The following is a 23,263-nucleotide window of genomic DNA, read 5'->3' on the forward strand; positions in this document are numbered from 1 at the left end:
ACGAGTAGACTGTAAGCAGTGCAACACACGCAACGTGCACGCAAGGAACAGTGGGGGATGGCTCTATGGTCAGCGTAAAGGACATCGAGACTAAGACGTTTCAGACCGTACGATTCAAAGAAGGGTACGACGTCGATGAGGTCGACGATTTTCTCGACCAGGTGGTCGCCCGCGCAAAAGCCGGAAATCCTATGACTCCCGCGGAAATCGCCGCGCAGACCTTCCAGACCGTACGGTTCAAGGAGGGATATGATACCGGCGAGGTTGATGAATTCCTCGCCGAGCTGGCCAATGGCGTGACCGTTGCTCCGTCCGACAACAAGAGCGATACGAACAATGTGTCTGTAGCTACGGCCGCCGCGCCCTCGGTTGTTTCATCAAAGAATAACGCCAACCGCTTCGACAGTGGCTCGCACAGCGTCACTGGCAGCTCCAGCATCTCTGGCGAGGATCCGTTCTCCGGTGGCAACGCACAGGTTCCGTGGTAATCGGCAGCAACACCGACGACCGACGCTGCTGCTGTAGGCGAGACTGATCAGTATGGTGGGAAAGCCAACGAAGCGCGGGAAGAGGAGATGCGATGGGTACTGCAGGCAGCAACAGCGAGCATAAGCAGTACTCTGACGACGCATCGGTCGCATCGACGGCAACCGCGGCAGCTGCACTACCGAGGCAATCCGCAAAGCCTAGGAAATCGCGAAAGCCCCGCAAATCCACCAAACCTGAGAAATACGCGCGCGGTACGCGATCGTACACAATGTCGCACATCCGCGGCAAGGATACGTCGATTGAAGTGCTGGTGCGCAGTTATCTGTTCCGTCGCGGCCTGCGATTTCGCAAGAACGACAAGCGCTACCCCGGCCACCCGGACGTGGTGCTGCCGAAGTACCGCACAATCGTATTCGTAAACGGTTGCTTCTGGCATATGCATGAAGGCTGCACGAAGCATTCGATGCCGAAGTCGAATGTGGAGTTCTGGACGGCGAAGCTGCTGCGTAATCGGGCGCGCGACGCCGCCCAGCATGCCGAGCTTGAAGCCGCTGGGTGGCGCGTCATCGTGGTGTGGGAGTGCGAGCTCGCAAAGCCCGTGCGCGAGGAGCGGCTGGGTAAGTTGTATGAGCAGATTGTTGGCGGCAATAGCACCGAAAGCAATCCCAAACTGTTACTAGTACAGTAGTACAACTCAGCAATGCAGTGGGACTTTTACTTGCCATACTAGTAAAAGTCCCACGGTTCTTGGCTGTATTTGATTGCGCATGATTCTGAGCGGATTTCATCCTTGGCGCGCGAGCTGCACGGCGGTACCGGAGGCGGTGACCATGAGCATGGAGCCATCCGCACCAAGCACTTCGTAGTCGATGTCAACGCCGACTACCGCGTGCGCGCCTATCGCCTCGGCACGCTGCTGCATTTCGGCGATGGCTTCGTTGCGCGCCTTCGTCAGCTCCTCCTCATAGCCCTGACTGCGACCGCCGAACACGTTGCGGAAGCTCGCGCCGATATCCTTGAACATGTTCACGCCGGCGACCACTTCGCCGAACACGATGCCCTGGTAATTGGTGATGACATAGCCGTCGACCGACGGCGTGGTGGTGACAAGAATCATGGTGAGCCTCCTTTGGCTTTACGCCCTTGCGACTGTGCGATTTTGCGATTGTGTTGCGATGCCTTACCGAACACGGCAAAGAACGCGGCTTACTGCAATCCTAGTGGACAATATCCGGGGCCAAGGCATCCCGATAAAGTGTCAGTAACTGTACTGATACGAATCTGTAAGGAATGCTACATGACTCACCGACTTCTTATCGAGCTCGAATCTCGTAATGAAAAGAACGCAGTCTGGGAGAAAGCCACGGTACTGCGAACAAGCATATTCTGCCGCTTCTCCGAAGATGAGTTTGAAACCATGCTCACCAGCATAGGATTCACTGAAATCGAAAGCACTTATGATGAGACCCGCGACTACTACGACCACAACACCTACACCGGGTACTCCGGTGATTACAAGCGCTTACTTGAACAACTCAATCCAGAACTTTCGGCACTGCTGCCTCCGCCGCCGAAAGATGACGCATTCGCCGACGCGACAATCACCATCAAAATCTATTGGTGACAGGACCATCCGAACAATATGCTTTAACGCATCGCGTGAGTGGCGACGGAAGCAAATACCCCGATAGGCCTAACGCGCTTCTTGTCCTACTGGGAACAAATAGGCACTTACAGCTCGCATACATCTCCGGAGCCGCATTATCCCTACGAAATGCCGCACGAAAGCAACCGAATCAAGCAATCTTCTAGGTATGATTACTACAGCACAAGGAGTTGCAAAGGAGCAAAGAATGCCTATGCCACAAGTCAGTAATAGACCCGATGATTCATCTGCGGAAAAAGCACAGGCATCTTTTCTGGACCATTATTTTTACCCATTCCTCGAAAGATACGGATATAAGTGGAGCAGGGAGACACGGAGAAGCCAACAGATTAAAGGAATCGACGGAACATTAACACTGGCTGGAACCACACGAACTGTAGATGAAAAAGGTGCATTCCATTATATAAATGCCGAACTCGATACTTTTTCTTTCGAAATTCTGTCGAAGCAGAAGGAAAAAGACATTGGATGGTTCGTCGATGATTCTCATGTAACGGATTACTACTTTGTTACCTGGCCATACGCAAAATGCGAATTCCGAATACAAGGAAAGCGCGGAAGAGTGCATCAATGCGCCAACCAAATGAATCCGCGTCTTTTGACCGAAAAATCTTTTACGGTAATTGAAGGAATGCTGATAAGTAAGATAAGCATATTCAAAATGCTTGAGCATTATGGATGGAACCGACAGAAACTAATTGACGAGGCCAACCTGCTACGCGCCGAAAGAAGATACGGGTATTCCCGATCAGGCTGCGATGATTTTGGGTTCTTCTATTCGGCCAGCAATAATAATCAAACAAAAAATTATCACGGGAAACGATATGCGGAAGAACCAATAAACCTGCTCATCAAGAAATCAAAGCTCGCTGAACTCGCACGCGGAATATATCTAATCTGTCCCGAAGGTGTTGGCGTCATAAAAGACAACCGCATCATCCCTACAGTTAATCATCAGGAGAACGTTAATGTCAGATAAGCACTTCAATGAAACGCGATCATATTCAAGCCTCGAAGAAGTCATGAACACCTTGCACACGGCACAAGGTAAATCGTTCCGCGAGCTCGATCAGACAGGCCGCGCCTTAACCGGAGGAAATAAAGGCTCACTCGGTCAAATCATTGAGGAATCAGTCTTAAAGTATGCCATCAACTCAGATGCCGAGCCTGATATCCGCATCGGCAATACTAGCTATGAGTTGAAAGTGACTCCGCTCAAGCACATCAAGAACGGCAAACAGATTTCAGCCAAAGAACGACTCGTTATCGATATCATCAACTACATGACGCTTGCGGCCGAGACTGATTTTGAATCCTCAAAGATGTGGGCAAAGGCAAGGAACATAATCCTTGTCTACTACTTTGACGATCGCACTAACAAGAAAAAAGAGCTGCGCATCGATTGCAGAGTGCTTGCCGCATTTCTTATGACATATGGCGCGGATGACTTGGCAACAATCAAGAACGATTGGCAAATCATACGAGACAAAGTTGCATCCGGCCACGCCGATTCGTTAAGCGAATCCGACACCAATTATCTCGCAGCATGCACAAAAGGCGCCAATTCCAAACAACTGCGTAAAGCACCGGCACCTTCAGGCTCTCCTACAGCGACTATTTTCGCTAAACAAAGAGCCTTCAGCCTGAAGGCATCCTATATGACTGCAGTTGCGCGAAGGCTACTCAATATAAAGAGTGATACCGTCCGTCTGCCAATGTCGAAGACACAGATTCTCGACGAATATATCGTGAGCAGAATCGCTCCATATGTCGGTCAATCCGGCAAAGCGATTGCGGCCGCACTCCAAGTGGCAACACTTCCTTCCGCCAAAAACTACAATTCGAACCTCGTCTTCGCAATGCTTGGAGCGCCTAAATCATCGATTCAGAAAATCGAGCAGTTCTCGAAAGCTGGCATCAGCCAATTTAAAGCAGTAACCGTTTACCCTAATGGTTTACCCAAAGAGCACATGTCTTTCCCCGCCATTACCGATGAGCAATGGGCTGAATGGGCAGACCCGGAAAGCACATGGGAGGATTCATTCGTCCGCGAATTCTTCGAGACCACAAAATTCCTCATCATGGTCACAAAATCACCAGTGCCTTACAAAGCTGGTCACGATAGAGCAAAGGATATCTTCTCTGGCTCGTTCCTCTGGAACATGCCAGAAGCTGACATAGAGCAATACGTCAAGCCCGTTTGGGAAACAATGCATCGTCTACTTGTCGAACATACTCCGCTCCATTACGGAGTCCGCGGGAAAAACCTTATTCCCGGTCAATCGTTCAATAAAGTATTTCATCTTCGCCCCCATGCAAGTAAGGGGAAAGACAATGGGACCGAGAATGATCGAACCATTCTCCCCACCGGAGAAATCATTACAAAACAATGCTTCTGGCTGGATAGACGATACATCGCAAAAATCATCAAAGAGCATGATTTGCTAAAGTAGTTGTCCGCTCATTCCCCGGCGAACGGATGGCTGCGCGATGACACGGCGATTCATCAATTTGATCTCAGCCAATCATTTAGGTATACTTTGCGATAAAGTATAGAACGATCGTTCGGATCGAAAGGAATGTTGTGGCTGCTGAGATAAGGATTGCGGAGTTGTTTGCCGGAGTCGGCGGGTTCCGCTTAGGACTCGACGGCTACGGCAAACTCGGCGATGATTTCTACATGAAACCGGCAGGCCCATTCCATACCGTGTGGGCTAATCAGTGGGAACCTATGGGTCAAGAATCCAAGCAATTTGCGTGGCGCTGCTATGAACAGCACTTCGGCAAAGGTTCTTGCGTAAACGAAGACATCGCTAAAGTCCTAGAAGAAGTTGACGCCGGAGAAAGGACGATTCCCGACTTCGATATGCTTGTCGGTGGCTTCCCCTGCCAAGACTACAGCGTCGCAAAGCCTCTCGCTCTTGCAGCTGGCATCGAAGGACGAAAAGGCGTTCTCTGGTGGAGCATTAATCATCTTCTTGAGATAAGACTGCCAAAAATTGTCTTGCTGGAAAACGTCGACCGCCTGCTTAAATCTCCCGCCAGCCAACGAGGCCGTGATTTCGCCATCATCTTGTCTTGCCTGAATCGTTTGGGGTACAACGTGGAATGGCATGTAGTCAATGCTGCTGAATATGGCATGCCCCAGCGCAGACGCCGAGTGTATATATACGCAGAGCACAATTCCGAATGGGGAGACCTCGAAAAGCGACTCCTTTCCACCGGTGTCATGGCACGCGCTTTCCCCATTAGGCCTAACGAAAAAGATAAGGGACTCGTTTATTTCAGCATCGGAAATGACCCTTACGAAGTCACGCAGACCTTCGGTAAGGGACACAAGGTTAGCCTATTTCGCAATACCGGTGTCATGATTGACGGACAGGTAGTCACCATGAAGGCAGACGCGGAATATTCAGGCAGCCACATGACTTTAGGCGATGTACTAGTGCCTGCATCTGATGTCCCTGAGCAATTCTGGATTGACGAAACCAAACTCCCCTCTTGGACCTATCTCAAGGGCGGGAAGAAGGAAGAGCGCACTACTTCTGCCGGCTATACATACACCTACTCCGAAGGACCGGTGGCATTCCCCGATCCGCTCACTTCGCCTAGCCGAACAATCTTGACTGGCGAAGGCGGGACAGGAGCCAGCCGCACGAAACACGTCGTAGAACAAAACGGCAGACTTCGCCGACTAGTCCCGGACGAATTGGATCAGCTGCAAATGTTCCCGAAAGGCTGGACCGACACCGGCATGAGCGATGGGCGCCGCGCCTTCTGCATGGGCAATGCACTAGTCACTGAAATTCCTCATCGTATTGGCGAAGTAATCGCTCAAGATTTATGCAGATGAAAACGCGATAGACCGTTGCCTCATTCATTCTCATGACGTAACGATCTATCGCCATCGAACAATAGAGATATACGACTAGTTCGCCGCAGCATGGGAAGCCAGCCGGTAATGACGCTCTCCGATTTTCTTCACTTCTCCACTAGAGCCGCCCTCGGAAAACCCGAATTTGAACATGGCAATGCAATCATCGGACAGTGGCTGCACGCCAATAGCGATAGGCGTGTACCCAGGCCATTTCATCTCACACACTGCTAAAGATTGCTCCACTTGCACTATTCCGATTCTTTCCCTCTCACCTTTTGCTTCAACAGGAATAATGTACTGTTTCCCGTCACTGCCTATAGCCACATACACTTCATCCACTTCAGCTTGAGCACCATTAGGAAGATTCGTACGCAAATGGCTTTGCAACGAGTAAGTGGTTAGTCCTAAGAAAATATCTGCAAGGCGGTTATAGCGGATTTTAGCTAATAACGCCTGTTCATCATTCCTAGAAGCAGCCAGAATAATTTCAGGCGTAGCATCTGGAATCTCAGTAGTCAGAAGAGTCTGATCAAAATCAGTATATGACCAACTCGCAAGTTCGAAAGCGTAGCGGTCACTGGCTTTGGAACGTATAACCCATTTTTTGCCATCAGGGGCGGTACTCTCAATTTCCGGAATTGTTGCATGCGAACGGTAATCATAAATCGGTGCTCCTAGATTCTTAGGCACACTTACTCCTATCTCACCAGCCGCTTTTCTTATATCATCTCGAGAAAATGGAACGGATTCCATCCCTGCGCTATAAGTCGAAGAAAAGATGTGCAAGAGAATGCGCTGTCCAGCAGAAGTCATTATTATCTCCTAACGTCCACACTGACGCTTCAAACACATAAATACTATCTCACTAAAGTAGACAACGGAGCGAGGCTATACATCGAACACAACCATTCAGTTTTGGCTGGTGACTTTGGCAAGGATGCTTTATAGCATCTGGAACGACGTGGTCAGGGCAAAGAGTGGCCAATTGACTGCGCCGCACACGGCTTAACGAAGTGAGATGGCCATGGTCTGGCCTCTTGCTTCGCTAAACAGCTTCTTAACGCAGTGATCATGCCAATAATCGGCATAGCGGCTTCACTGGCACTTACAATCGACGCCGTTTCGCCAAGTAATGCCCATTTCACTTCTGCGACAATCACAAGCGAGATCGCACTGCCAAATAATGGACGGCAAACTTCACATAAACAGGTGGGACCACGCCGCCCCTGCTGCGTTTGGCGAAGCCGTTGGATCCGGAACTGTACCGGCATTTGATTGGCTAGCCCTGCGCTGCTAGTTGCGTCCTTCCGTAGGGCCACCGACGACGCGTTTTCTGCATCATTTTCTGCATCATTTTCTGCCTCATCTGCTGGTTTTCTGCCTCATTTTGCGCTGAAATGAGGCAGAAAAGGGCACTAAAGCGGTCATATATAGCATATATGCTATATTGAGTGCATGAAGACGATTGCTGAATTGCGCGAGGAACGCATGCGCTCACATATCAGCCAGAGCGAGGCAGCTAAGACGATGGGCACCACCCAGTCGGCGCTTTCACGCGCGGAACGCGAAGGCAATCCGACGCAGGATTTTCTGCAGCGTTATGAGCGCGCACTAGCGACTCTGGCCGGACATACTCTCTCACGCAACACAACCGATGCAGAGGCGAATGTAGAAGCAGGAGTCGCGAATGCCTCGCAACCCACCGCACCAGCGAACAGCACTCTAGAAATAGTTACGCTTAAACTCATCGTGTCTCGTCTTGCAGAGCGGCATCACATTGCTGAAATGTATGTATATGGATCAGTAGCACGCGGAGATGCAAGACCAGACTCGGATGTGGACCTGATCTACCGTCTCAAACCTGGAGCATCTTACTCGATCATGGAGAAACAGCAGCTCATCGATGATCTGGAATCCATGCTTGGACGAACAGTATCCCTCATCTCTTATGACTCGTTACTGCGTCATGCCAAGCGCAGCCGCGCTAGCAAACGCTTTCTCGACCACATCACGCCTGACCTCATTAAGGTGGCATAATGCAAACTACGATTCATCATCACGACCAAGTATTCCGAGATCAAAGTACGCTCATTCGCTTGCTTGATCATCTCATTAACGCCATCAACGACATCGGCGACATACCATCATCTGCAGCGCTAGAGGATAACCGCATACGCTTTAACTCCGTAGCAATGGAAATGACACAAGTACAGGAATGTGCCCGCAGACTTTCAGATAGCTTCCGCAGTACAATGCCAAATCTGCCTTGGGATGAATTGCGTGCGCTGCGCAACGTAATCGTCCATGATTATGGCGAAATCGATGTTGAATCACTGTACGATACCGTAACCAAGGATGCACCACATCTCGTTGCACAATTGCAGCCATTAGTCGATGCTATCGAAGACTAGTCACCACATATTAGGCCCAAACCATCTCAACCGCTACGACTTCTTAATGCTGTCGTCTGCCTCCGCAACCCCATCCACGGCAGGAATCCAGTCGCCGTAGCCTTGGGCCTCCATCTGCGAGCGCGGCACGAAGCGCAAGGCGGCGGAGTTCATGCAGTAGCGCAAGCCGCCACGGTCGGCCGGACCGTCCTCGAACACGTGACCCAGGTGAATCTGGGTTTCGGCGGTGCGCACCTCGATGCGGTCGCGGCCGGGGATGCGATGGTCCTCATGCTCGGTGAGCAGCGAGGCGGCGAGCGGGCGGGAGAACGCCGGCCAGCCACAGCCGGAATCGAACTTGTCGCGCGAGGAGAACAGCGGCTCACCGCTGACGATGTCCACGTAAATGCCGGGCTCGAACTCCTCATCATATTCGTTGACGAACGGGCGCTCGGTTGCGGCCAGCTGCGTGACCGCGAACTGCTCCAGCGTCAGATCCCAGATACGCTCCACATACTTCTGCCGGCGCTTCACGTTCGCGATTGCGGCGATCGGCACATGGCAGTAGCCGCCGGGATTGTTGATCAGATAATCCTGATGATGCGCCTCAGCCGGGTAGAAGTTCTTGAACGGCTCCACCAGCACGGCCGGGCGCTGCGGCTGACGGTCCACCAGCTGCTCCAACGCCGCAATATATACAGCTTTCTGCGCATCATCCGTATAGAACATGCCGGTGCGATACTGACGGCCGCGATCCTCGCCCTGCTGGTTCACGGAGAACGGATCGATCACCTCCAGGAACAGCAGCGACAGCGTGCGCAGACTCACCTGAGACGGGTCGAATACCACCTTCACCGTCTCGGCAGCATCGGTTTCACCGGCACACACCTGCTCATAGGTGGGCGACTCCACCGTGGACTGCGCGTAACCGACTGTGGTGTCCACTGCGCCATCCACGTTCTGGAAGTATCGTTCCAAGCCCCAGAAGCAGCCGCCGGCGAAGTATGCGGTCTGCGTGTTAGGCTGCGCCTGCGGTGACTGTGCGGCGACGGTCGAGCCGGCATTGGCAGCAGCCGCGTCTACGTTCGCACCTGCATTATTCGAAGTATTCACATTCTCGCTCATACGTCTCACGTTACTCTGCACAACTACTCGGCACGGAATATGCTTGAGATTATGAGCAACGCGAATAATGAAGCACATCGGTCCCCTGCAGAAACCAAGCCACAGCAGCAGCCGAAAGCAACATGGACTCGGGCATCCGGACCAAAGCAGGCACGGCTGACCATTGCGGTCACTGCTGTTGCGGTAGTGCTGATTGCGCTCGGGCTCGGCTTCTTTGTGAGCTGGGGATTGGCAGCAATCGCGGTAATCATCATGGTTCCGGGAGCGATTTCGCTGGCGATTATCGCCAAGCATCCGGAGTCGACGGGCGGGCGCAGTATGCTCGGCATCTCCAACCCGGATACGTTGCTGGATCCGCTGCGCCGACCAAGCGAGCGTCGCGGAAAGTAGTCAGAGCTGACTGCTGACTATTTGCGCGCGCTGACCACGTAGTTCAACACCGAACCAGCGGCCACGAGCAGCGCGCCGAACCAGAACGGCACCGACAGTGCAAGGCCCAGCAGCGCGGCGCTGGCACCGGTGGACAGCACCGGCGTGGCATAGGAAGCGATGGCCAAGCGTTCCATCGAACCATGCAGGATGCCGTAGCCCCAGCAAGCGTACCCGCCCGCAATCACCACGGCAGTAATCACCACAAACAGCCAAGCCTTGAGACTCGGCGCATGAGCCGGCATACCTTGGCCGGAAGCGAAGTGGATAATCCACAGCGCCACGGCTACGCACGGGAAGAATACCGAGGTACCGTCTACGCCCTTGGACCATGCCGGCGTGAACACTGCATAAATCGACCATGCAAAGGCACCCAGAAACGCCAGCACATACGGCAGCGGGTTTTGCGCGATGTGCGCGGCCGCCGCATGCCAGTCGAGCCCGGAATTACCGCCGACCGCCAGCACCACGCCGGCTGTGGCCACAATCGCCCCCGGCAGAACCTTCAGCACCGCGTGCCGGCGACGGGAGACACCGGCGGCAAGCAGTACCATCATCGTCGGCCACAGATAGTTGACCAAACTCACCTCAACCGATGCGGCATCGGTGGAAGCCAAGCCCAACGAGAGCGAAATCGAGGATTCGTAGAACACGAACAGCAGGCCACCGGCGATCAGATACTTGCGCGGGAACTCCTTGAGCGGCGCCGGACGGCGGAAAATCAGTAGCAGAATGCCGCCGAATGTGTAGATCAGGGCGGAACCGAGCGTGGCACCGAAGCCCTCGGATACGATGCGCACCGTGCCGGCCATGAAGCTCCACAGCACAATCGCCATCAAGCCTACGACCGTTGCACCCGAGGAGACTACGTGGCCGCCTGCCAAGTTCGGATGATTGCTGGCATCGCTGTTCGCGTGACTTGCATTGTTGTGTACGTTGTTCGCGTTACTTTGCGCGTTCTGTGCGTTCTGTGCGTTCTGCCTGCTCTCCGTCACCGCGTTCCCCTTGTTTTCCGCTGTTCCCGCTGTTGTTCCGTGGCCACTCTACCCATCGGACGTGTACAACGCGGGCGTACCCTGCATGGACATACGCTGTGTATGCCAGCTGCTGCATGCGCGGCATATGTTGCATACGCTGCATACGCCGCGCACGCATCGCGTACATCGCATACGCATCGCGTACATCGCATACGCATCGCACACGCATCGCATACGCATCGCATACATCACACACGCATCGCACGCATCGCGTACGCTGCCCTCGTTTCGCCTCCTCCCCTCCGCACATCGTCCGTATGTACGCGCAAATTACGGACCGTGCGCATACATACGGACGATTATGGCGGCAAAAACACCCGTTTGTACGCGCAGCCATCGTCGTTTGCGCGTACATACGGACAAACACACAGGCAAACACACAAACAAAAAATGCCGAGCGAGGTATTGCCTCACTCGGCATTTCTATTGGCTCTGTTTCCCGCCGCCCGTCATACTAGTCAGCGTAGAAAACGTAGAACGGGCAGCGCAGGAAACATCCCCTGCACAGGAACTTCAGCTCGAATCAGCCCAGTCGATTGCCTCCTCGTTCGGAGGCTGGCCCGGCGAACAACGCCGCCGGGCCATATGCTTCACAGCTGAGCTTCAGAACGAAGTTCGATGGGATTGAGCCTCAGTGCTTTCAGTCCCGCAAGAACGGACTTCGCTTCGCGAAGACTCAATCCGACCTTCGCAGATACTATCGCACCTGCTCAGGCTGAGCCTACGAACAGTCCATTGAACTGTCCGCTTAACGCATCAGCCCTCAATCGCGATCTGATGCTTGGACTCGACTTGCGGCTGAGCTTGAATCTTCGGAACCTGGATGCACAGCGTGCCGTTGTTGTAGCTGGCGTGAATGTCGGATTCCTTCACGTCGTCGCCAACGTAGAAGCTACGAGAGCAAGAGCCCATGTAGCGTTCGCGACGCAGCCAACGACCCTCATCGGAAGCGCAAGCGCACTTCTGATCGGAAGCCTGAGCGTTCTCGCCGTTCGCGGACTCAGGAGCCTTATCCTCATGCTCGCTGGTGCGAGATGCGGACACGGTCAGATAGCCGTTGTTGAGTTCGAGCTTGATATCGTCCTTCTTGAAGCCAGGCATATCGATGTCAACGTCATAGCCGTTGGCAGTCTCACGCACATCCGTGTTCATCATGTTCGCCGGCATGGCCGCAGCCACCTGGTTGTCCATGTTGCGCCAACCCTCAAAGAACGGATCGTCGAACAGATCAGAGAACATCGTGTCATTCATCAAAGCCGGAAACATTGCCATAATCGGTACTCCTCAACTAGGAGAGAACCTGTTTGGCTACCAGCCGCCAGCCCCATACAGGACCGGCAACGGTTATCGTGGCAGGTTCCGGAACCCTCTCGGGCTCTCAACCTTTGACCTTCACTTCACCCAATTCCCGGCGGCGGCAATCATTCCGAAGTTTTACCCACAGTGAAATTGCGCAGAATCAGGATTACGAGCCGCAAACAGTGTGCGCACTTGACTGTAGGAATTTCAACACTGACTGTAGGTTTTTGAACGTATTTCGTTGGAAATCCTTCAGTCAGTGTTCATTCTCCTACAGTCAACGTCCAGAATCCTTCAGTCAGCCAGGCTACGCGGAATATACGGGCGCTAACCTCGGAAACCACGCAAACAACACCTGGGAAACCCCGCAAACTCACATCTGCTGGGCGTTTTCGATCAGCGCGTTCTTCAGGTCGGACTCGATCTGGCGCATCTTGACCTGCGCGGCCTCGCGGTTGGCCTTGCCCTCCCGCTGGATCTGCACGGTTTCCTTCAGGGTGGCGATGAGCTCGGAGTTGATCTTCTCCAGCGTCTCGATTTCCACCACGGAACGCTGGTTGGCCTTCTCCGCGTCCACCGCGCCCTTGTGCAGAGCGGCCGCGTTCTTCTGCAGCAGCTTGTTGGTCACGTCATCGGCCTTGTTCTGCAGGTCCAGGGCCTTGCGCTGGTTGGACAGGCCCAGCGCGATCACCATCTGGCTCTTCCACACCGGAATCGTGGTGGAGATGGTGGTGTCGATCTTGTCCACAATCGTCTGGTCAGCGTTCTGGATGATCTTGATCTGCGGCGCGGTCTGCAGGGTCACCACGGAAATGCGGTCCAGGTCATCCAAGCGCTTTTCGAAACGGTCCAGCTTGGACTTGAAGTCCTTCAGCAGCTGCGCCTGCATCGGATCGCCGCTCTTGGCCGCCTCAGCCTCCAAGGCAGGCAGCTGGGTGGCACGGAAGTCGGCGAGCGCCTTCTTGCCGGCCAGCACGGTAATCTTCAGTTCGCGGTACTGCTGCGCGTTCTGCGTGTACATGGTGTCGTACATCGAAATGTCGGCAACCAAGCGCGACTGCGCCGCCTCAAGCTTCACGATGATCTCATCGATCTGCGCATCGACCTTCTGGTAGCGGCGGCGCAGCTTATCGATGGAGACGGCCACCTGCCCCAGAATCGGAATCTTGCGGAAGCCGCCGAGCTCGGCCTCATCGATGGTCACGAGCATGGTGTTGAGCAGTTCGCCGGCCTCGCCGGTGTCTTTGGAACGGGTTTCGGACAGGATTTCGTCCGCGAACGTGGAGGTGGCACGCTGGGCGTCCTTGCCGTAGGAGGATTCGATGCCTTCGCGCGTGAAATCGATGCCGCCGGCAATCTGTGCGATCTGCTGTTGATCGGCTTCAGGCAGCTTGGCAATCTGCTGGTCCGGGGTCAGCGCGGCTGCGGCCTGTGCCTCGGCGGTAGTGGGTACCAATGCGCCATTCGCCGCGCCAACGCCGGTGCCAAGCGCCGGGTTGGTGACTGCGTTGCCTTTGGCAAGGTCTGCGAGAGTGATTTGTGTGGTCATGTGGGTTCCTTTCGTAACGACTGTGATTGATGACGGCGGATGCTCCCCTTCGTCAGCTTGTGCTGACAGCCCCTCCACCAAGAGAAGCCAGAGCAAAAGAGCTACTGCTGTAAGTCGACGCCTTTCAGAGTGGTGATGAGCTGTTGCATGGCATCGTTGTTGGGCAGTTCGGAAACGGCTGGAACCTGCTCAAGGGTGCCGGGTACGCCAAAGCGCTTGATGGAGTCGGTGCCGGCGAAGTTGGCGGCCCGGAAGCCGTGACGCTCCCATGCGAGCTTCTGCACTTTCTGGCTCTTCAGCAGATTCAGCAACTTGGTACCTTTATCGTCCAGTGCCATCAATGTGTGTGTGCTCCACACGGTCGGCGTGGGGTAGACGACCACCACGTCATCCTTGATTTGCTTGAACGCGTCCGGCTGGTTCACTGCCAGGTCCAGCAGCTGTGATTCGTAGCCCACCATCATCGGCTTCGAGCCCACGCCGAGGGTCAGGAACTGGTTGAACGCGTCTTCCGACGAGGTTTCCATCCAACCCGACTTGGCGAAGATCGCCTTGATCTTCTCCCCGTCGCGTGCCACGGATTCTGTGGTGGCCGGCTGCCCGCCGTTCATCACGGTGGCAATCAGCGCCGCATATTCGTTGCCCGAGTTTGATTGCACCGGGTCGGTGGAGTCGATGCGGAACTGTCCGTAGCCGTTCGCATAGCCCACGTCCACCCATGTTTTGTTGTTGACCATGGCATCCACGGCTTTGGCCATGTCCATGTGGTACGCGCCGGCATCGTCCTTGGTGATTAATCCGCCGGCGACCAGTCCTTCAGCCACTGTCTTGTGCGTGTAGAGCACAATCGGCGAATTGAATACGATGTCGCTTTGCGTGGCTTTCACACCCTTGGCTTTGCCGTATTCCACCGCTGCGCGCGAAGAGGGGAACAGGTAGTCCATGCCTTTGGCGTCGGCATCCATCATGGCCAGCGATCCGGCCTTGCGGTAGTCCACGTTGAGGCCTTGTTCGGCAGCGAGCGACTTGAATTTGGCGTCGTCGAAGAGCCCGATTTTCTCGCCGCCCAGGTAACCGTTCACGGTGACTTGTTCGACGGGCGCGGCTGGCTTCGGCTGGGCTTGGCGCCACACCAAGGTGCCACAGATCACCGCCACTACCGCAAGTAAGGCGATAAGTCCGATGATTTTTGACTTTGATAGTTTCATTGCTGCTGCTCCTGCTGCCCTTCCGCCGACTGTTGTGCTGGCTTGGACTGCACTGGTTCCTTCTGAGGCTGATTCGCGTTCGCCCAGCTCAGTCGATCGAATTGTTCCAATTGATTCGATTGCTCACGCTGATTCGTCAGCTGAGGCTGCGCTGGCCTCTGCTGCGGCTGCGACTGCGGCTGCGCTGACTGCTGTGTGGCAGCATATCCATCCATGCGCGCCAGTCGCTGAATCGCATCGGAGTCAGCGGCGATGCCCAAGGTTTTCGCACTGACCGCACGGCTCAGTTCACCGGCCGCAGTCTGCTCAAGTACTTGTAATGCTTCGATGGTTTCCGTGCGCGCCTTGGCGATTTGATCGCGCGCGCCCGAGCTTTCCACATCCACGTAGGAGCGCAGCAGCTGTTCGGTCTGTTCGCCGTACACGGTGACGTAGTGGCGCAGCGTCTGATAGGCGGACGTGTCACGCGTCACATAGTTCACCAAGTCGCGCGTGGCCACAATAAAATCGTTGGACTCCGCGCGCACGGCTGGATCGCGTACTTGGGAGGTCAGTGCGGCGATTGAGCGTAGGCGAGTGTTCGCAGCGTCGATGGCATCGGCCGCCTTCTGCCCGTTCGGCAACGCGGAGGCCAGCATTTTGCCGATTCGTCGCTCAGGTTCGGTCAATGTGGAAACCGCCACATACCCAAGCCCTGCGAGCACCACGGCCACGCCGGTGCCCACAATGCCGCCGCCGGCCAGCCAGAAGCCAAAGCCGGCGAGCGCCAGCCCGGCCACGAATCCGCAGATTACTTGAAGCATCAGTTGAACCCCTTGACCTGGCGGAACACGGCGGCAAGGTCGCCGGAGCGGCCGTCGAATACCTTGGCGTTGCTGAGGGACGCGAGTGCCTTCAACTGGCTGGGGTCGGCGTCGCCGAACATGATCGAGAACACGGGCACGTCGCTGCCGTTGCGCTTGTAATCGGATTCGAATGCGCGCTTGTTGTCGGTGGTGGAACGACCATCGGTCATCAGCACGATGGCCGTGGTGTACTTGGAGGCTTCCGATTCGCTGGGCAGCTCGTTCAGCGCGGATTCGAGGCCGGCGTAGATATCGGTGCCGCCGTTGGCTTCGGTGACTTCGGCATCGTTCAGCAGCTCGGCGGTGTCGGTGCCGTTCGCCTGGATTGGTTCGTGCGCCTCGGATTCAAACGGGATGAGAATATTCACATCGCCGTCCGCCGGCTCGATGTAGGCGGCCTTGGCTTTCTTCTGATCGAGGGCTGCGTTAAGTCCCTTGACCACGCCGTCCTTGCCTTCGCCGTACATCGAACCGGAGTAATCCACCACCCATACGGTCCAGCTGGGCTTACGCAGTACGGTCTGGTAGACGTTGAGCGCGCTGTTGATCACCGATGCGGTGGGCAGCGGAATGGTTTTGAGCATGGAGGCATCGGTGTTGATGCCCCATTCGGCGCGGAAGGCCTGCTGGACCTGCGTGTCCGAGGCGTAGGTGAGCGAGCCGCCGAGGCCGGTGCGGCGACCGGCGCGCTCGAATTCAAGCTTGGAATCCCTTGAGCTCAGCGCCTTGGCAAAGGAGTCGAACGCGTCCTTGAGTTTCTGGCCACGGTCCACGTAGCCGAGCGGCGAATCGGAGACGGCGATGCCGTCGGATGGGTAGACGGCCACCAACGGATCGTGCCCAGCCTTGGTCAGGGCCTTGTCCGCCTGAATCACCAAGGATTCGTAGTTGACCATCGAATCGAAGCGGTCGGGCTTGGCCACCACCATGTCTTTGAGCCAGTCCGAGGAGCCGGAGGAGCGGTCCACGCCGGAGAGCAGTTTGGCTACGGAATCCTTGAGTTCCGCATTATCCAAATCCTGTTCGCTTAACGGCTGGTCGCCGCCGCGCAGTGCGGTCATAAAGGCCAGGTATGCGGAGGCACCCGAGTTCGATTGGGTGGCTGAAGTCATCGAGAATTTAAGATCGCCATCGCTGACTGCGCTGAGAATGTCCGCAGTGGAAACAGGCTTGGTTTTCCCGGAACTATCAGACCAGCCAAGTTTGATTGCTTTTGATTTGGCGATGCCGAATACAATGGGCGTGGTCGATGTGCTGGTGGCGTCCTTGACGATGTGCTTGGTGTCGCCCATCGAAATCCACATGGAGGATGCCGGCCAGACAGCGTCGTAGTTCTCGCCACCGGATTTGAGCTCGTTCATGATGTCGAGCGAACCCATGTAATGCATGGTGATGGTCACATTGGATTCGTCGGCTGCCTTCTGGATGGCGGTGGCCACTTCCTTGTTTTCCGATCCGGAGGCAATGCTCAATGTGGCAGTCGATTTGCCGCCTGATGGCGTGAAGGTTTGTACGTTGGTGTCGCTGATGCCTTCATCCGATTTTGATGAGCCCGGCATGGTGAACGAGCAGCCGGTCAGCGTGAGTGCGGCGGCGCATACCATTGCCGCGACTGCTGCGGCACGGCGACGAAGTGAAGAGACATTGCCCATAATTCCATTGTTCTCCCCTCGTATAAAGCAGGGTAGACCGTAAAGTGACGGGCAGGTGAACTCTCGATGAAGAACTACACACTACTACGTAGGTAGCGTTTTGAGCCCGCCCTTTTCCCGAATTTCTCTCACTGACGCAAGCTCAGTGAGAGAAATTCGGGAAAAGGGCGAAAACGGAGAGGGAGGGGCTAGGGGATTGCGCCCAGTAGGGATTGCACTCAGTATAGAGATTGCACTCAGTAGGAGACTCAGTAAGAGGCACTCAGTAAGAGGCACTGGCGATCATCGGATCGTCGTAGAAGCTCAGGATCTTATCCAGATACGGCTTGTACGTGCTGTTGGGCATCGAGAAGATCTCGTGGCGCGATTCGGGGAAACGCACCAGCGTGGCTTCGCCACCACCGTCTTTGACCAACTGGATGAATTTGTTCTGCGGCTTGTTCAGCACCCAGATATCATGCCCGGATTGGAAGAGCAGAATCGGCGTCTCCACCTCCGAGCATGCGGACGGCTTCAAGATGGCACGGTTCAGTTTCAGCGCCTGACGCACCCATTCGAACGCCGCGCAATAGGTCTGATATTCCGGGTGCTCGCAGCGTAGTTTGAAGTACCAGCGTTCGCGGGCTTCGGACGCGCCCTCATTGCCTTTCATGGAGAACACGGGAGTGAAGTCGGTTTGGCCGAACACGCGCTTCTTGCTCATGCCCAAGGTGCAGAGCGTGCCCACCAGCGCACGCGCCACGTTCAGCGGCATGCCGGTGGCGGGGGCGATCATCGGGGCGGAGAGCACCGCCTTATCGAACAGTGTTGGATACTGTTCCAGCACCGCAGCGCCGATGCCGCCACCCATCGAATGGCAGAACAGATTCAGCGGCATGCCTGCCGCGTATTGCTGGCCGATGGTCTGGGCGAACGCGGCCAAATCAGCCACATAGCGGCGCCAATCATCAATCCACACCATGCAGGGGTTTTCCACATCGCGCGCGGACTTGCCGTGCCCGCGATGTTCGAGCACGCACACCGAGTAGCCGGCGAGTAGGAAGTACCAGACCAGCTCATCGTATTTTTCGGCGAACTCGGTGAAGCCGTGGCTGATCACAATGGCACCGCGGAACGTGGCGGTGGCACCCTGCTCGCGGATGGCATCGAATTTGCCGGCGTCATAGCACAGGTAATGCAGCTGGCCGGATCGACCACCGGTGTCCAGCAGACCAGGCAATGGTTCGATGCCGGCCGCGCGTTCGGCGGCGGAGGGGTCGAACCAGCCTTCGTCACGGCACTGCTCGAGCGCCGGCAACACGGTGCTCTGCATAGTTTCGGCGTAGTTGTTTTCGTCGATCATCGTCAGCTGCATGTCCTTATTGTAAAACCTTCAACAAGTCGCAGTCGATCCTCACGACCGTTGCCTGCCCCTCAGCCAGTCTGCGGCTGATGGCTCCCCGGCAAGGGGAGCCATCAGGGCGTTCAGGCGAGCGCCTCCTTGAGGAAGTCGCGCTGGAGGGTGAGCAGGTTTTCGGCCACGGTTGCATCGTTGGTCATATGGGTGATGCCGGTCAACGGCAGGAAGGTGTGCGGTCGGCCTGCCGCCATCAACGCCTGCGAAAGGCGCAGACTGTGCGCGATGGTGACGTTGTCGTCGGCGAATCCGTGGATGAGCATCAGCGGACGCTCCAGTTTGGGCGCATCCTGGATGATGCCGTTGCGGCGATACACCTGCGGGTCGAGACCAAGGTAGCGCTCGGTGTAATGGGTGTCGTACAACGTCCAATCGGTGGGCGGGGCACCAGCGCAGGCGGCCTTGAACACGTTCGGGGCGTCAAGCACAGCGAGCGCGGACAGGAATCCGCCATACGACCAGCCGATCATGCACACCTTGTCGAGGTCGGGTGCAGGGATAGCGGCCGCGTCAGCCTCGGCAGACGCGTTGAGTTCGGCAACCGCCTCAGGCAAAGCGTTCACCGCTTCGATCTGATCGGCGAGCGTCACGTCCTTCATGTCTTCGAAAATCGCGCGATCCCATGCCGGGCCGCGTCCGGTGGTGCCACGACCGTCCGCCGTGACCACGAGGAAGCCCTGATCGGCCCACCATTGGCCTTCCCAGTAGAAGGACTGCGCGTCCACCACCTGCTGGAATCCTGGCCCGCCATACGGCTTCATCAGCACCGGCAGATTGGCGGCATGCGCGTACGGGCTTTCGGCGCTTGGCGCGATAATCGCCGTGTACAAGCGGTGCTCGCCGAGCCGCGTGAAATGCACGTTTGGCGTGAAGCCCGGCTCATCGGCATAGTTGGCGATGGTGGCAATGCCGCAATGCATGTCGCTGCCGGCAATGGGTGTCTGCGGCAGTGTGCCGTGAAGCATGGCGTCGGCCACCACGTCGGTCATCTTCGGGGAAACCACCACATGCGTCATCTCCACCTTGGCGTGTTCCATATCACGTCCGGTGATCACTATGCCGCAGGTGCCTTGGGAGGCCGTCCATACGCCGGGGCGTGTGGTAATCGGAACCGCAGCGCAGACAGTAGTGCTGCCGTAGGTACCGTCGTAGTCGAACATCACCACGTCGAAGCTGCGCGCATCATGTTCGCCTCCGCGAGCGGACCAAGCAGTCGGTACTTCGGGAGCCAAATCCGGCTCGCGCTGCACCACGGCAGTCACCGAATCATCATCCACATTGAGCACTTCGCGCACATTCCAGCCGGCCGGAGTGAACGGGCGACCGTCCACGGTCAGACGGTTCGTATCCGCTTCCATATCGTTGAGCGCGCATACCAAGCGTCCACTCGGCGTGTAGGCGGGAGTGCCGGGCACCAAGTCGATCCACTGGTCGTTCGCATGCGCTTCCAGCACGCGGGTAGCACCCAACTGCGGCACATTGCCGCCGTCCACAAGACCGGCAACCTCTCCGGAATCAATCGCATCCCCAGCGGTGATCTGCGCCCAAGCGGTAGCGACAGCATCCGGCAGCGACTCCGGTTCCTCGGCGGCGGCAACAGCCACTTCCAGCACCTGATCGGCGCTCTGGCGACGGTTCTGCACCAACAGCAGCGGATCGTGGCCTTCCGTCCAGTTCACTGCGGCCACGTACTCGTAGGCCTCGCGATCCCAATCCACATCGGCGTTGGCGGTGATGCCGGCATAGCGATCGTCTTCGTCAAAGGCCAAGGAAATCACGGTCAGGTAGACGTCGGCGTTATGGGTCAGTGCGCGCGGATAACGGCGACCGGCGGCGGCATGCTCGGGGTCGGCCGGATCGCTGATATACCAAGTCGGCTCGTCGGCGGTGTCGAAGGATTCGAACAGCACATGCTCACTATCCGGCGCCCACCAGAAGCCGTCGTACCGGTTCATCTCCTCGCCGGCTACGAACTCGGCCAGACCGATCTTCCACGTGTTCTCGGCAGGATTGCCATCCTCGTCTTCCACGCTCACGCCGTAGATGGCGGTAATGCGATCAGTGTTGGCATCCCAGTCACCGATATCCACCAGCATCAGGTACGAGCCGGTGGTGTACAGCACATGGGCACCATCCGGTGCGATGCGCGGGTTCAGTACCGGAGCGTACGTGGCCGGGTCCTCGTCCAGCCATGCGCCTGCCAGCTCGCGGGTACGGGCAACGGGAACCGTGATAGTTACCTCGGTTTCGCCGGACTGTGCAGCCTCGTCCGCAGCCTCGTCATCGGCCACTGATTCAACGGCATCCTGCCAACCGATCTCAGTCATATACAGGCGACCATTGATTGTAAAGACCACGCGATCGCCGGCCTTATCCACCGAATAGCTCACGATGCCGGTGCCGCCTTCGCGCGCGCGTTCGCGGCGGGCGCGCTCCTCGGCGGGCACGTTCTCGCTGTCCGCATCCTCGCCCAGCAGTTCGCGCGGATCGGCGAGCTTGGTTTCGTGATGTTCGCCGGCGGCATCGAACCAGCTCAGCCAGAGGGCCGTCACCAAATCTTCGGAGCCATAGGAACGCAGAAACAGCGCCGTGGAACCATCACCGATGACTTGCGCGGAGCGGGGAGCGCCGCTGGTAAAACGCAGCGTATGAGCTTTGCGGCTCGGGAAAGCCTTGATTGCGTCATTGACATTATGCTCAGTATGTTCACTCATACTTCCAACCTACGCGCCCACCCCGTCAGATGCCCCGCACGCGCCCCGCGCAACCTCACACATGTTGGATTCCGGGGAATCCGTCGAAAACAGGCACGAAAATGGCCCCCAAACGACGGATTACCCGGAAAGCAGCGAATAAGGACCCGCTGCACGACGGATTCCCCGGAAAACGTCGCACGCAGGGTGCCCAGTGGGGCGCAACGCCCACGCCAACCCTAAAATCACCCCGCATTTTTGGAAATTCTGCACCCATCAAGACGAATACGGCCAGTTTTTTGCACCATATTCCCATAGCCGCGTAGGATAGGTGACGATTAGAAAGGGAGGACTATGAGCGTTCTCGACCGTTTTGAAAAAAGCGTGGAGGGTGCAGTCAACGGAGTATTCGCCAAATTCGGCTCCAAAGACCTGCAGCCTGTTGATCTCTCCAGCGCCCTGGAGCGCGAGATCGACGCGGAGGCCATGCCGGTGGGCCGCGACCGCACGGTGGCCCCGAATGAATACCGTTTCAAGCTCAGCACCCCGGACTTCGACCGTATCGAAGCATGGGGCAGCGAGACCCTCGCCAACGAGCTTGCCGACAACCTCACCGAGTACGCCAAGAGCCAGCATTACGCGTTCGTTGGCCCGGTGGTGGTGATTTTCGAGGAAGATCTGAACCTGTCCAAGGGCAGCTTCAACCTCTCCTCCGAATCCGTGCAGGGCAATGCGGTTCCCGTCACCACCGATGCGCAGGCCGAAGACAGCCCGGTGCTTGAGGTGAACGGCAACCAGTACCTGCTCACCAAGGAGAAGACCGTGATCGGCCGCGGCTCCGGCTGCGACATCGTGATCGACGATCCGGGTATCTCCCGCAAGCATCTTGAGATCGACATCACCGCCAACGGCGTTATTGCGCGCGACCTTGGTTCCACCAACGGCACGTACGTGGAGGGTCATCAGGTGCCCGCCGCCACGCTGCTCGATGGCAACACCATTACGATCGGCCGCACGCGTATCCTGTTCTGGGCTTCGGCACAGGCGCAGGAGTAGCCCTCAGCGGTCCGCTCAAAGGTCCTTCATATGACCGAATTGACTTTCGCCCTGCTGAAGTATGGATTCCTGGTCCTGCTGTGGGTTTTTATCTGGCTGGCCGTGCGTTCGCTGCGTCAAGACATCGAAACGTTCAGCCCGCGTCCTTCGCGCTCTCGCCGTCGCCGTGAACGCGAAGTCCACAAGGTCAAGGCCGAGGCTCCGCGCACACCTGCAACTCGCAGTACCGCGGCCCCGGCTGCCGGACGCCATACTCAGCAGCCCACGTTGCTCGTGATTATCGACGGCCCGCTTGCCGGCAGTTCCGTGCCGCTGGCCGAATCCGAAATCACCTTGGGCCGCGCCGCCTCGAATACCGTGGTGCTTGACGACGAGTTCGTATCCTCCCACCATGCTCGCGTCTACATTGATCGTGCCTCCGGCCAATGGGCCATCGAGGATCTGCATTCCACGAACGGCACCGTGGTGAACCAGCAGCGCATCAATCGCCCCACCATTCTTCCTGCCCGTATCCCCGTGCGCATCGGCGCCACAACCTTCGAACTGAGGTAG

20 protein-coding genes and 3 pseudogenes are annotated in these 23,263 nt (G+C 56.5%); 12 read left to right on the forward strand and 11 right to left on the reverse strand.

Going from position 1 to position 23,263, the window contains the following annotated elements; translation table 11 throughout:
* Positions 1 to 65: 65 nt before the first annotated feature.
* From JS530_RS01915 to JS530_RS01925, 3 pseudogenes are all read left to right on the forward strand, one after another.
* Positions 66 to 182, forward strand: a pseudogene (locus JS530_RS01915) (DivIVA domain-containing protein); the annotation flags it as partial.
* A gap of 21 nt (positions 183 to 203) precedes the next feature.
* Positions 204 to 488: pseudogene (locus JS530_RS01920) on the forward strand (DivIVA domain-containing protein); the annotation flags it as partial.
* Positions 489 to 706: 218 nt separating this feature from the next.
* Positions 707 to 1,177: pseudogene (locus JS530_RS01925) on the forward strand (very short patch repair endonuclease); the annotation flags it as partial.
* A 96-nt stretch (positions 1,178 to 1,273) separates the two neighbouring features.
* Here the strand turns inward: JS530_RS01925 and JS530_RS01930 are convergent.
* The gene (locus JS530_RS01930; RefSeq protein WP_033891422.1) at positions 1,274 to 1,606 is read right to left on the reverse strand and encodes a putative heavy metal-binding protein; all 333 of its coding nucleotides are present in this window, start codon (positions 1,604 to 1,606) and stop codon (positions 1,274 to 1,276) included.
* Positions 1,607 to 1,786: 180 nt separating this feature from the next.
* Here JS530_RS01930 and JS530_RS01935 point away from each other — a divergent pair, with 180 nt between their 5' ends.
* The 4 genes from JS530_RS01935 to dcm all read left to right on the forward strand — a co-directional run bounded on the left by JS530_RS01935 (position 1,787) and on the right by dcm (position 6,008).
* Positions 1,787 to 2,113: a hypothetical protein gene (locus JS530_RS01935; RefSeq protein WP_214375520.1), complete on the forward strand. Its 327-nt coding sequence runs from the start codon at positions 1,787 to 1,789 to the stop codon at positions 2,111 to 2,113.
* A gap of 190 nt (positions 2,114 to 2,303) precedes the next feature.
* Positions 2,304 to 3,134 (forward strand): hypothetical protein, encoded by an 831-nt coding sequence (locus JS530_RS01940; RefSeq protein WP_214375521.1) that lies wholly within the window; start codon positions 2,304 to 2,306, stop codon positions 3,132 to 3,134.
* Positions 3,124 to 4,608: a Sau3AI family type II restriction endonuclease gene (locus JS530_RS01945; protein ID WP_214375522.1), complete on the forward strand. Its 1,485-nt coding sequence runs from the start codon at positions 3,124 to 3,126 to the stop codon at positions 4,606 to 4,608. The genes JS530_RS01940 and JS530_RS01945 overlap by 11 nt, the downstream gene beginning before the upstream one ends.
* 131 nt (positions 4,609 to 4,739) lie before the next feature.
* Positions 4,740 to 6,008, forward strand: coding sequence for a DNA (cytosine-5-)-methyltransferase (gene dcm / locus JS530_RS01950; protein WP_214375523.1), 1,269 nt, complete (start codon positions 4,740 to 4,742; stop codon positions 6,006 to 6,008).
* Positions 6,009 to 6,083: 75 nt separating this feature from the next.
* Here the strand turns inward: dcm and JS530_RS01955 are convergent, their stop codons facing one another.
* The gene (locus tag JS530_RS01955; protein WP_214375524.1) at positions 6,084 to 6,845 is read right to left on the reverse strand and encodes a hypothetical protein; all 762 of its coding nucleotides are present in this window, start codon (positions 6,843 to 6,845) and stop codon (positions 6,084 to 6,086) included.
* Between the two features lie 642 nt (positions 6,846 to 7,487).
* Between JS530_RS01955 and JS530_RS01960 the strand changes: the two genes are divergently transcribed.
* Positions 7,488 to 8,069, forward strand: coding sequence for a nucleotidyltransferase domain-containing protein (locus JS530_RS01960; protein WP_240541036.1), 582 nt, complete (start codon positions 7,488 to 7,490; stop codon positions 8,067 to 8,069).
* On the forward strand, positions 8,069 to 8,443 hold the full coding sequence (locus JS530_RS01965) for a HepT-like ribonuclease domain-containing protein (protein WP_214375525.1): 375 nt from the start codon (positions 8,069 to 8,071) through the stop codon (positions 8,441 to 8,443). The genes JS530_RS01960 and JS530_RS01965 overlap by 1 nt, the downstream gene beginning before the upstream one ends.
* A 33-nt stretch (positions 8,444 to 8,476) precedes the next feature.
* Here JS530_RS01965 and msrA read toward each other — a convergent pair whose 3' ends face one another.
* Positions 8,477 to 9,547, reverse strand: a complete 1,071-nt coding sequence (msrA, locus tag JS530_RS01970; RefSeq protein WP_214375526.1) for a peptide-methionine (S)-S-oxide reductase MsrA — start codon at positions 9,545 to 9,547, stop codon at positions 8,477 to 8,479.
* Positions 9,548 to 9,598: 51 nt separating this feature from the next.
* Here msrA and JS530_RS01975 point away from each other — a divergent pair, with 51 nt between their 5' ends.
* The gene (locus JS530_RS01975) at positions 9,599 to 9,937 is read left to right on the forward strand and encodes a hypothetical protein (RefSeq protein WP_240541037.1); all 339 of its coding nucleotides are present in this window, start codon (positions 9,599 to 9,601) and stop codon (positions 9,935 to 9,937) included.
* Positions 9,938 to 9,954: 17 nt separating this feature from the next.
* Here JS530_RS01975 and yddG read toward each other — a convergent pair whose 3' ends face one another.
* The 8 genes from yddG to JS530_RS02015 all read right to left on the reverse strand — a co-directional run bounded on the left by yddG (position 9,955) and on the right by JS530_RS02015 (position 21,676).
* Complete coding sequence (yddG, locus tag JS530_RS01980; RefSeq protein WP_240541051.1) at positions 9,955 to 10,860, reverse strand: aromatic amino acid DMT transporter YddG; 906 nt, start codon at positions 10,858 to 10,860, stop codon at positions 9,955 to 9,957.
* A gap of 909 nt (positions 10,861 to 11,769) precedes the next feature.
* Positions 11,770 to 12,285 carry an Hsp20/alpha crystallin family protein gene (locus tag JS530_RS01985; protein WP_214375527.1) on the reverse strand — a complete coding sequence of 172 codons (516 nt, stop codon included), beginning with the start codon at positions 12,283 to 12,285 and terminating at the stop codon, positions 11,770 to 11,772.
* Between the two features lie 400 nt (positions 12,286 to 12,685).
* Positions 12,686 to 13,861 carry a toxic anion resistance protein gene (locus JS530_RS10745; RefSeq protein ID WP_240541038.1) on the reverse strand — a complete coding sequence of 392 codons (1,176 nt, stop codon included), beginning with the start codon at positions 13,859 to 13,861 and terminating at the stop codon, positions 12,686 to 12,688.
* 101 nt (positions 13,862 to 13,962) lie between these two features.
* Entirely contained in the window at positions 13,963 to 15,069 is a 1,107-nt protein-coding gene (locus JS530_RS01995) for a substrate-binding domain-containing protein (protein WP_214375528.1), read from the reverse strand.
* On the reverse strand, positions 15,066 to 15,872 hold the full coding sequence (locus JS530_RS02000; protein ID WP_240541039.1) for a 6TM ABC transporter family protein: 807 nt from the start codon (positions 15,870 to 15,872) through the stop codon (positions 15,066 to 15,068). The genes JS530_RS01995 and JS530_RS02000 overlap by 4 nt, the downstream gene beginning before the upstream one ends.
* A complete protein-coding gene (locus tag JS530_RS11030; protein WP_214375529.1) occupies positions 15,872 to 17,566 on the reverse strand; it encodes a vWA domain-containing protein in 1,695 nt (564 codons plus the stop codon). The genes JS530_RS02000 and JS530_RS11030 overlap by 1 nt, the downstream gene beginning before the upstream one ends.
* 262 nt (positions 17,567 to 17,828) lie before the next feature.
* Positions 17,829 to 18,920, reverse strand: coding sequence for an alpha/beta fold hydrolase (locus JS530_RS02010; protein WP_214375530.1), 1,092 nt, complete (start codon positions 18,918 to 18,920; stop codon positions 17,829 to 17,831).
* A 110-nt stretch (positions 18,921 to 19,030) separates the two neighbouring features.
* Positions 19,031 to 21,676: a prolyl oligopeptidase family serine peptidase gene (locus tag JS530_RS02015; protein ID WP_214375531.1), complete on the reverse strand. Its 2,646-nt coding sequence runs from the start codon at positions 21,674 to 21,676 to the stop codon at positions 19,031 to 19,033.
* Between the two features lie 333 nt (positions 21,677 to 22,009).
* Between JS530_RS02015 and JS530_RS02020 the strand changes: the two genes are divergently transcribed.
* A complete protein-coding gene (locus JS530_RS02020; protein WP_214375532.1) occupies positions 22,010 to 22,711 on the forward strand; it encodes an FHA domain-containing protein in 702 nt (233 codons plus the stop codon).
* A gap of 30 nt (positions 22,712 to 22,741) precedes the next feature.
* Positions 22,742 to 23,263 (forward strand): FHA domain-containing protein FhaB/FipA, encoded by a 522-nt coding sequence (locus tag JS530_RS02025; RefSeq protein ID WP_214375533.1) that lies wholly within the window; start codon positions 22,742 to 22,744, stop codon positions 23,261 to 23,263.

This window comes from Bifidobacterium colobi (assembly GCF_018555455.1).
Taxonomy (GTDB): domain Bacteria; phylum Actinomycetota; class Actinomycetes; order Actinomycetales; family Bifidobacteriaceae; genus Bifidobacterium; species Bifidobacterium colobi.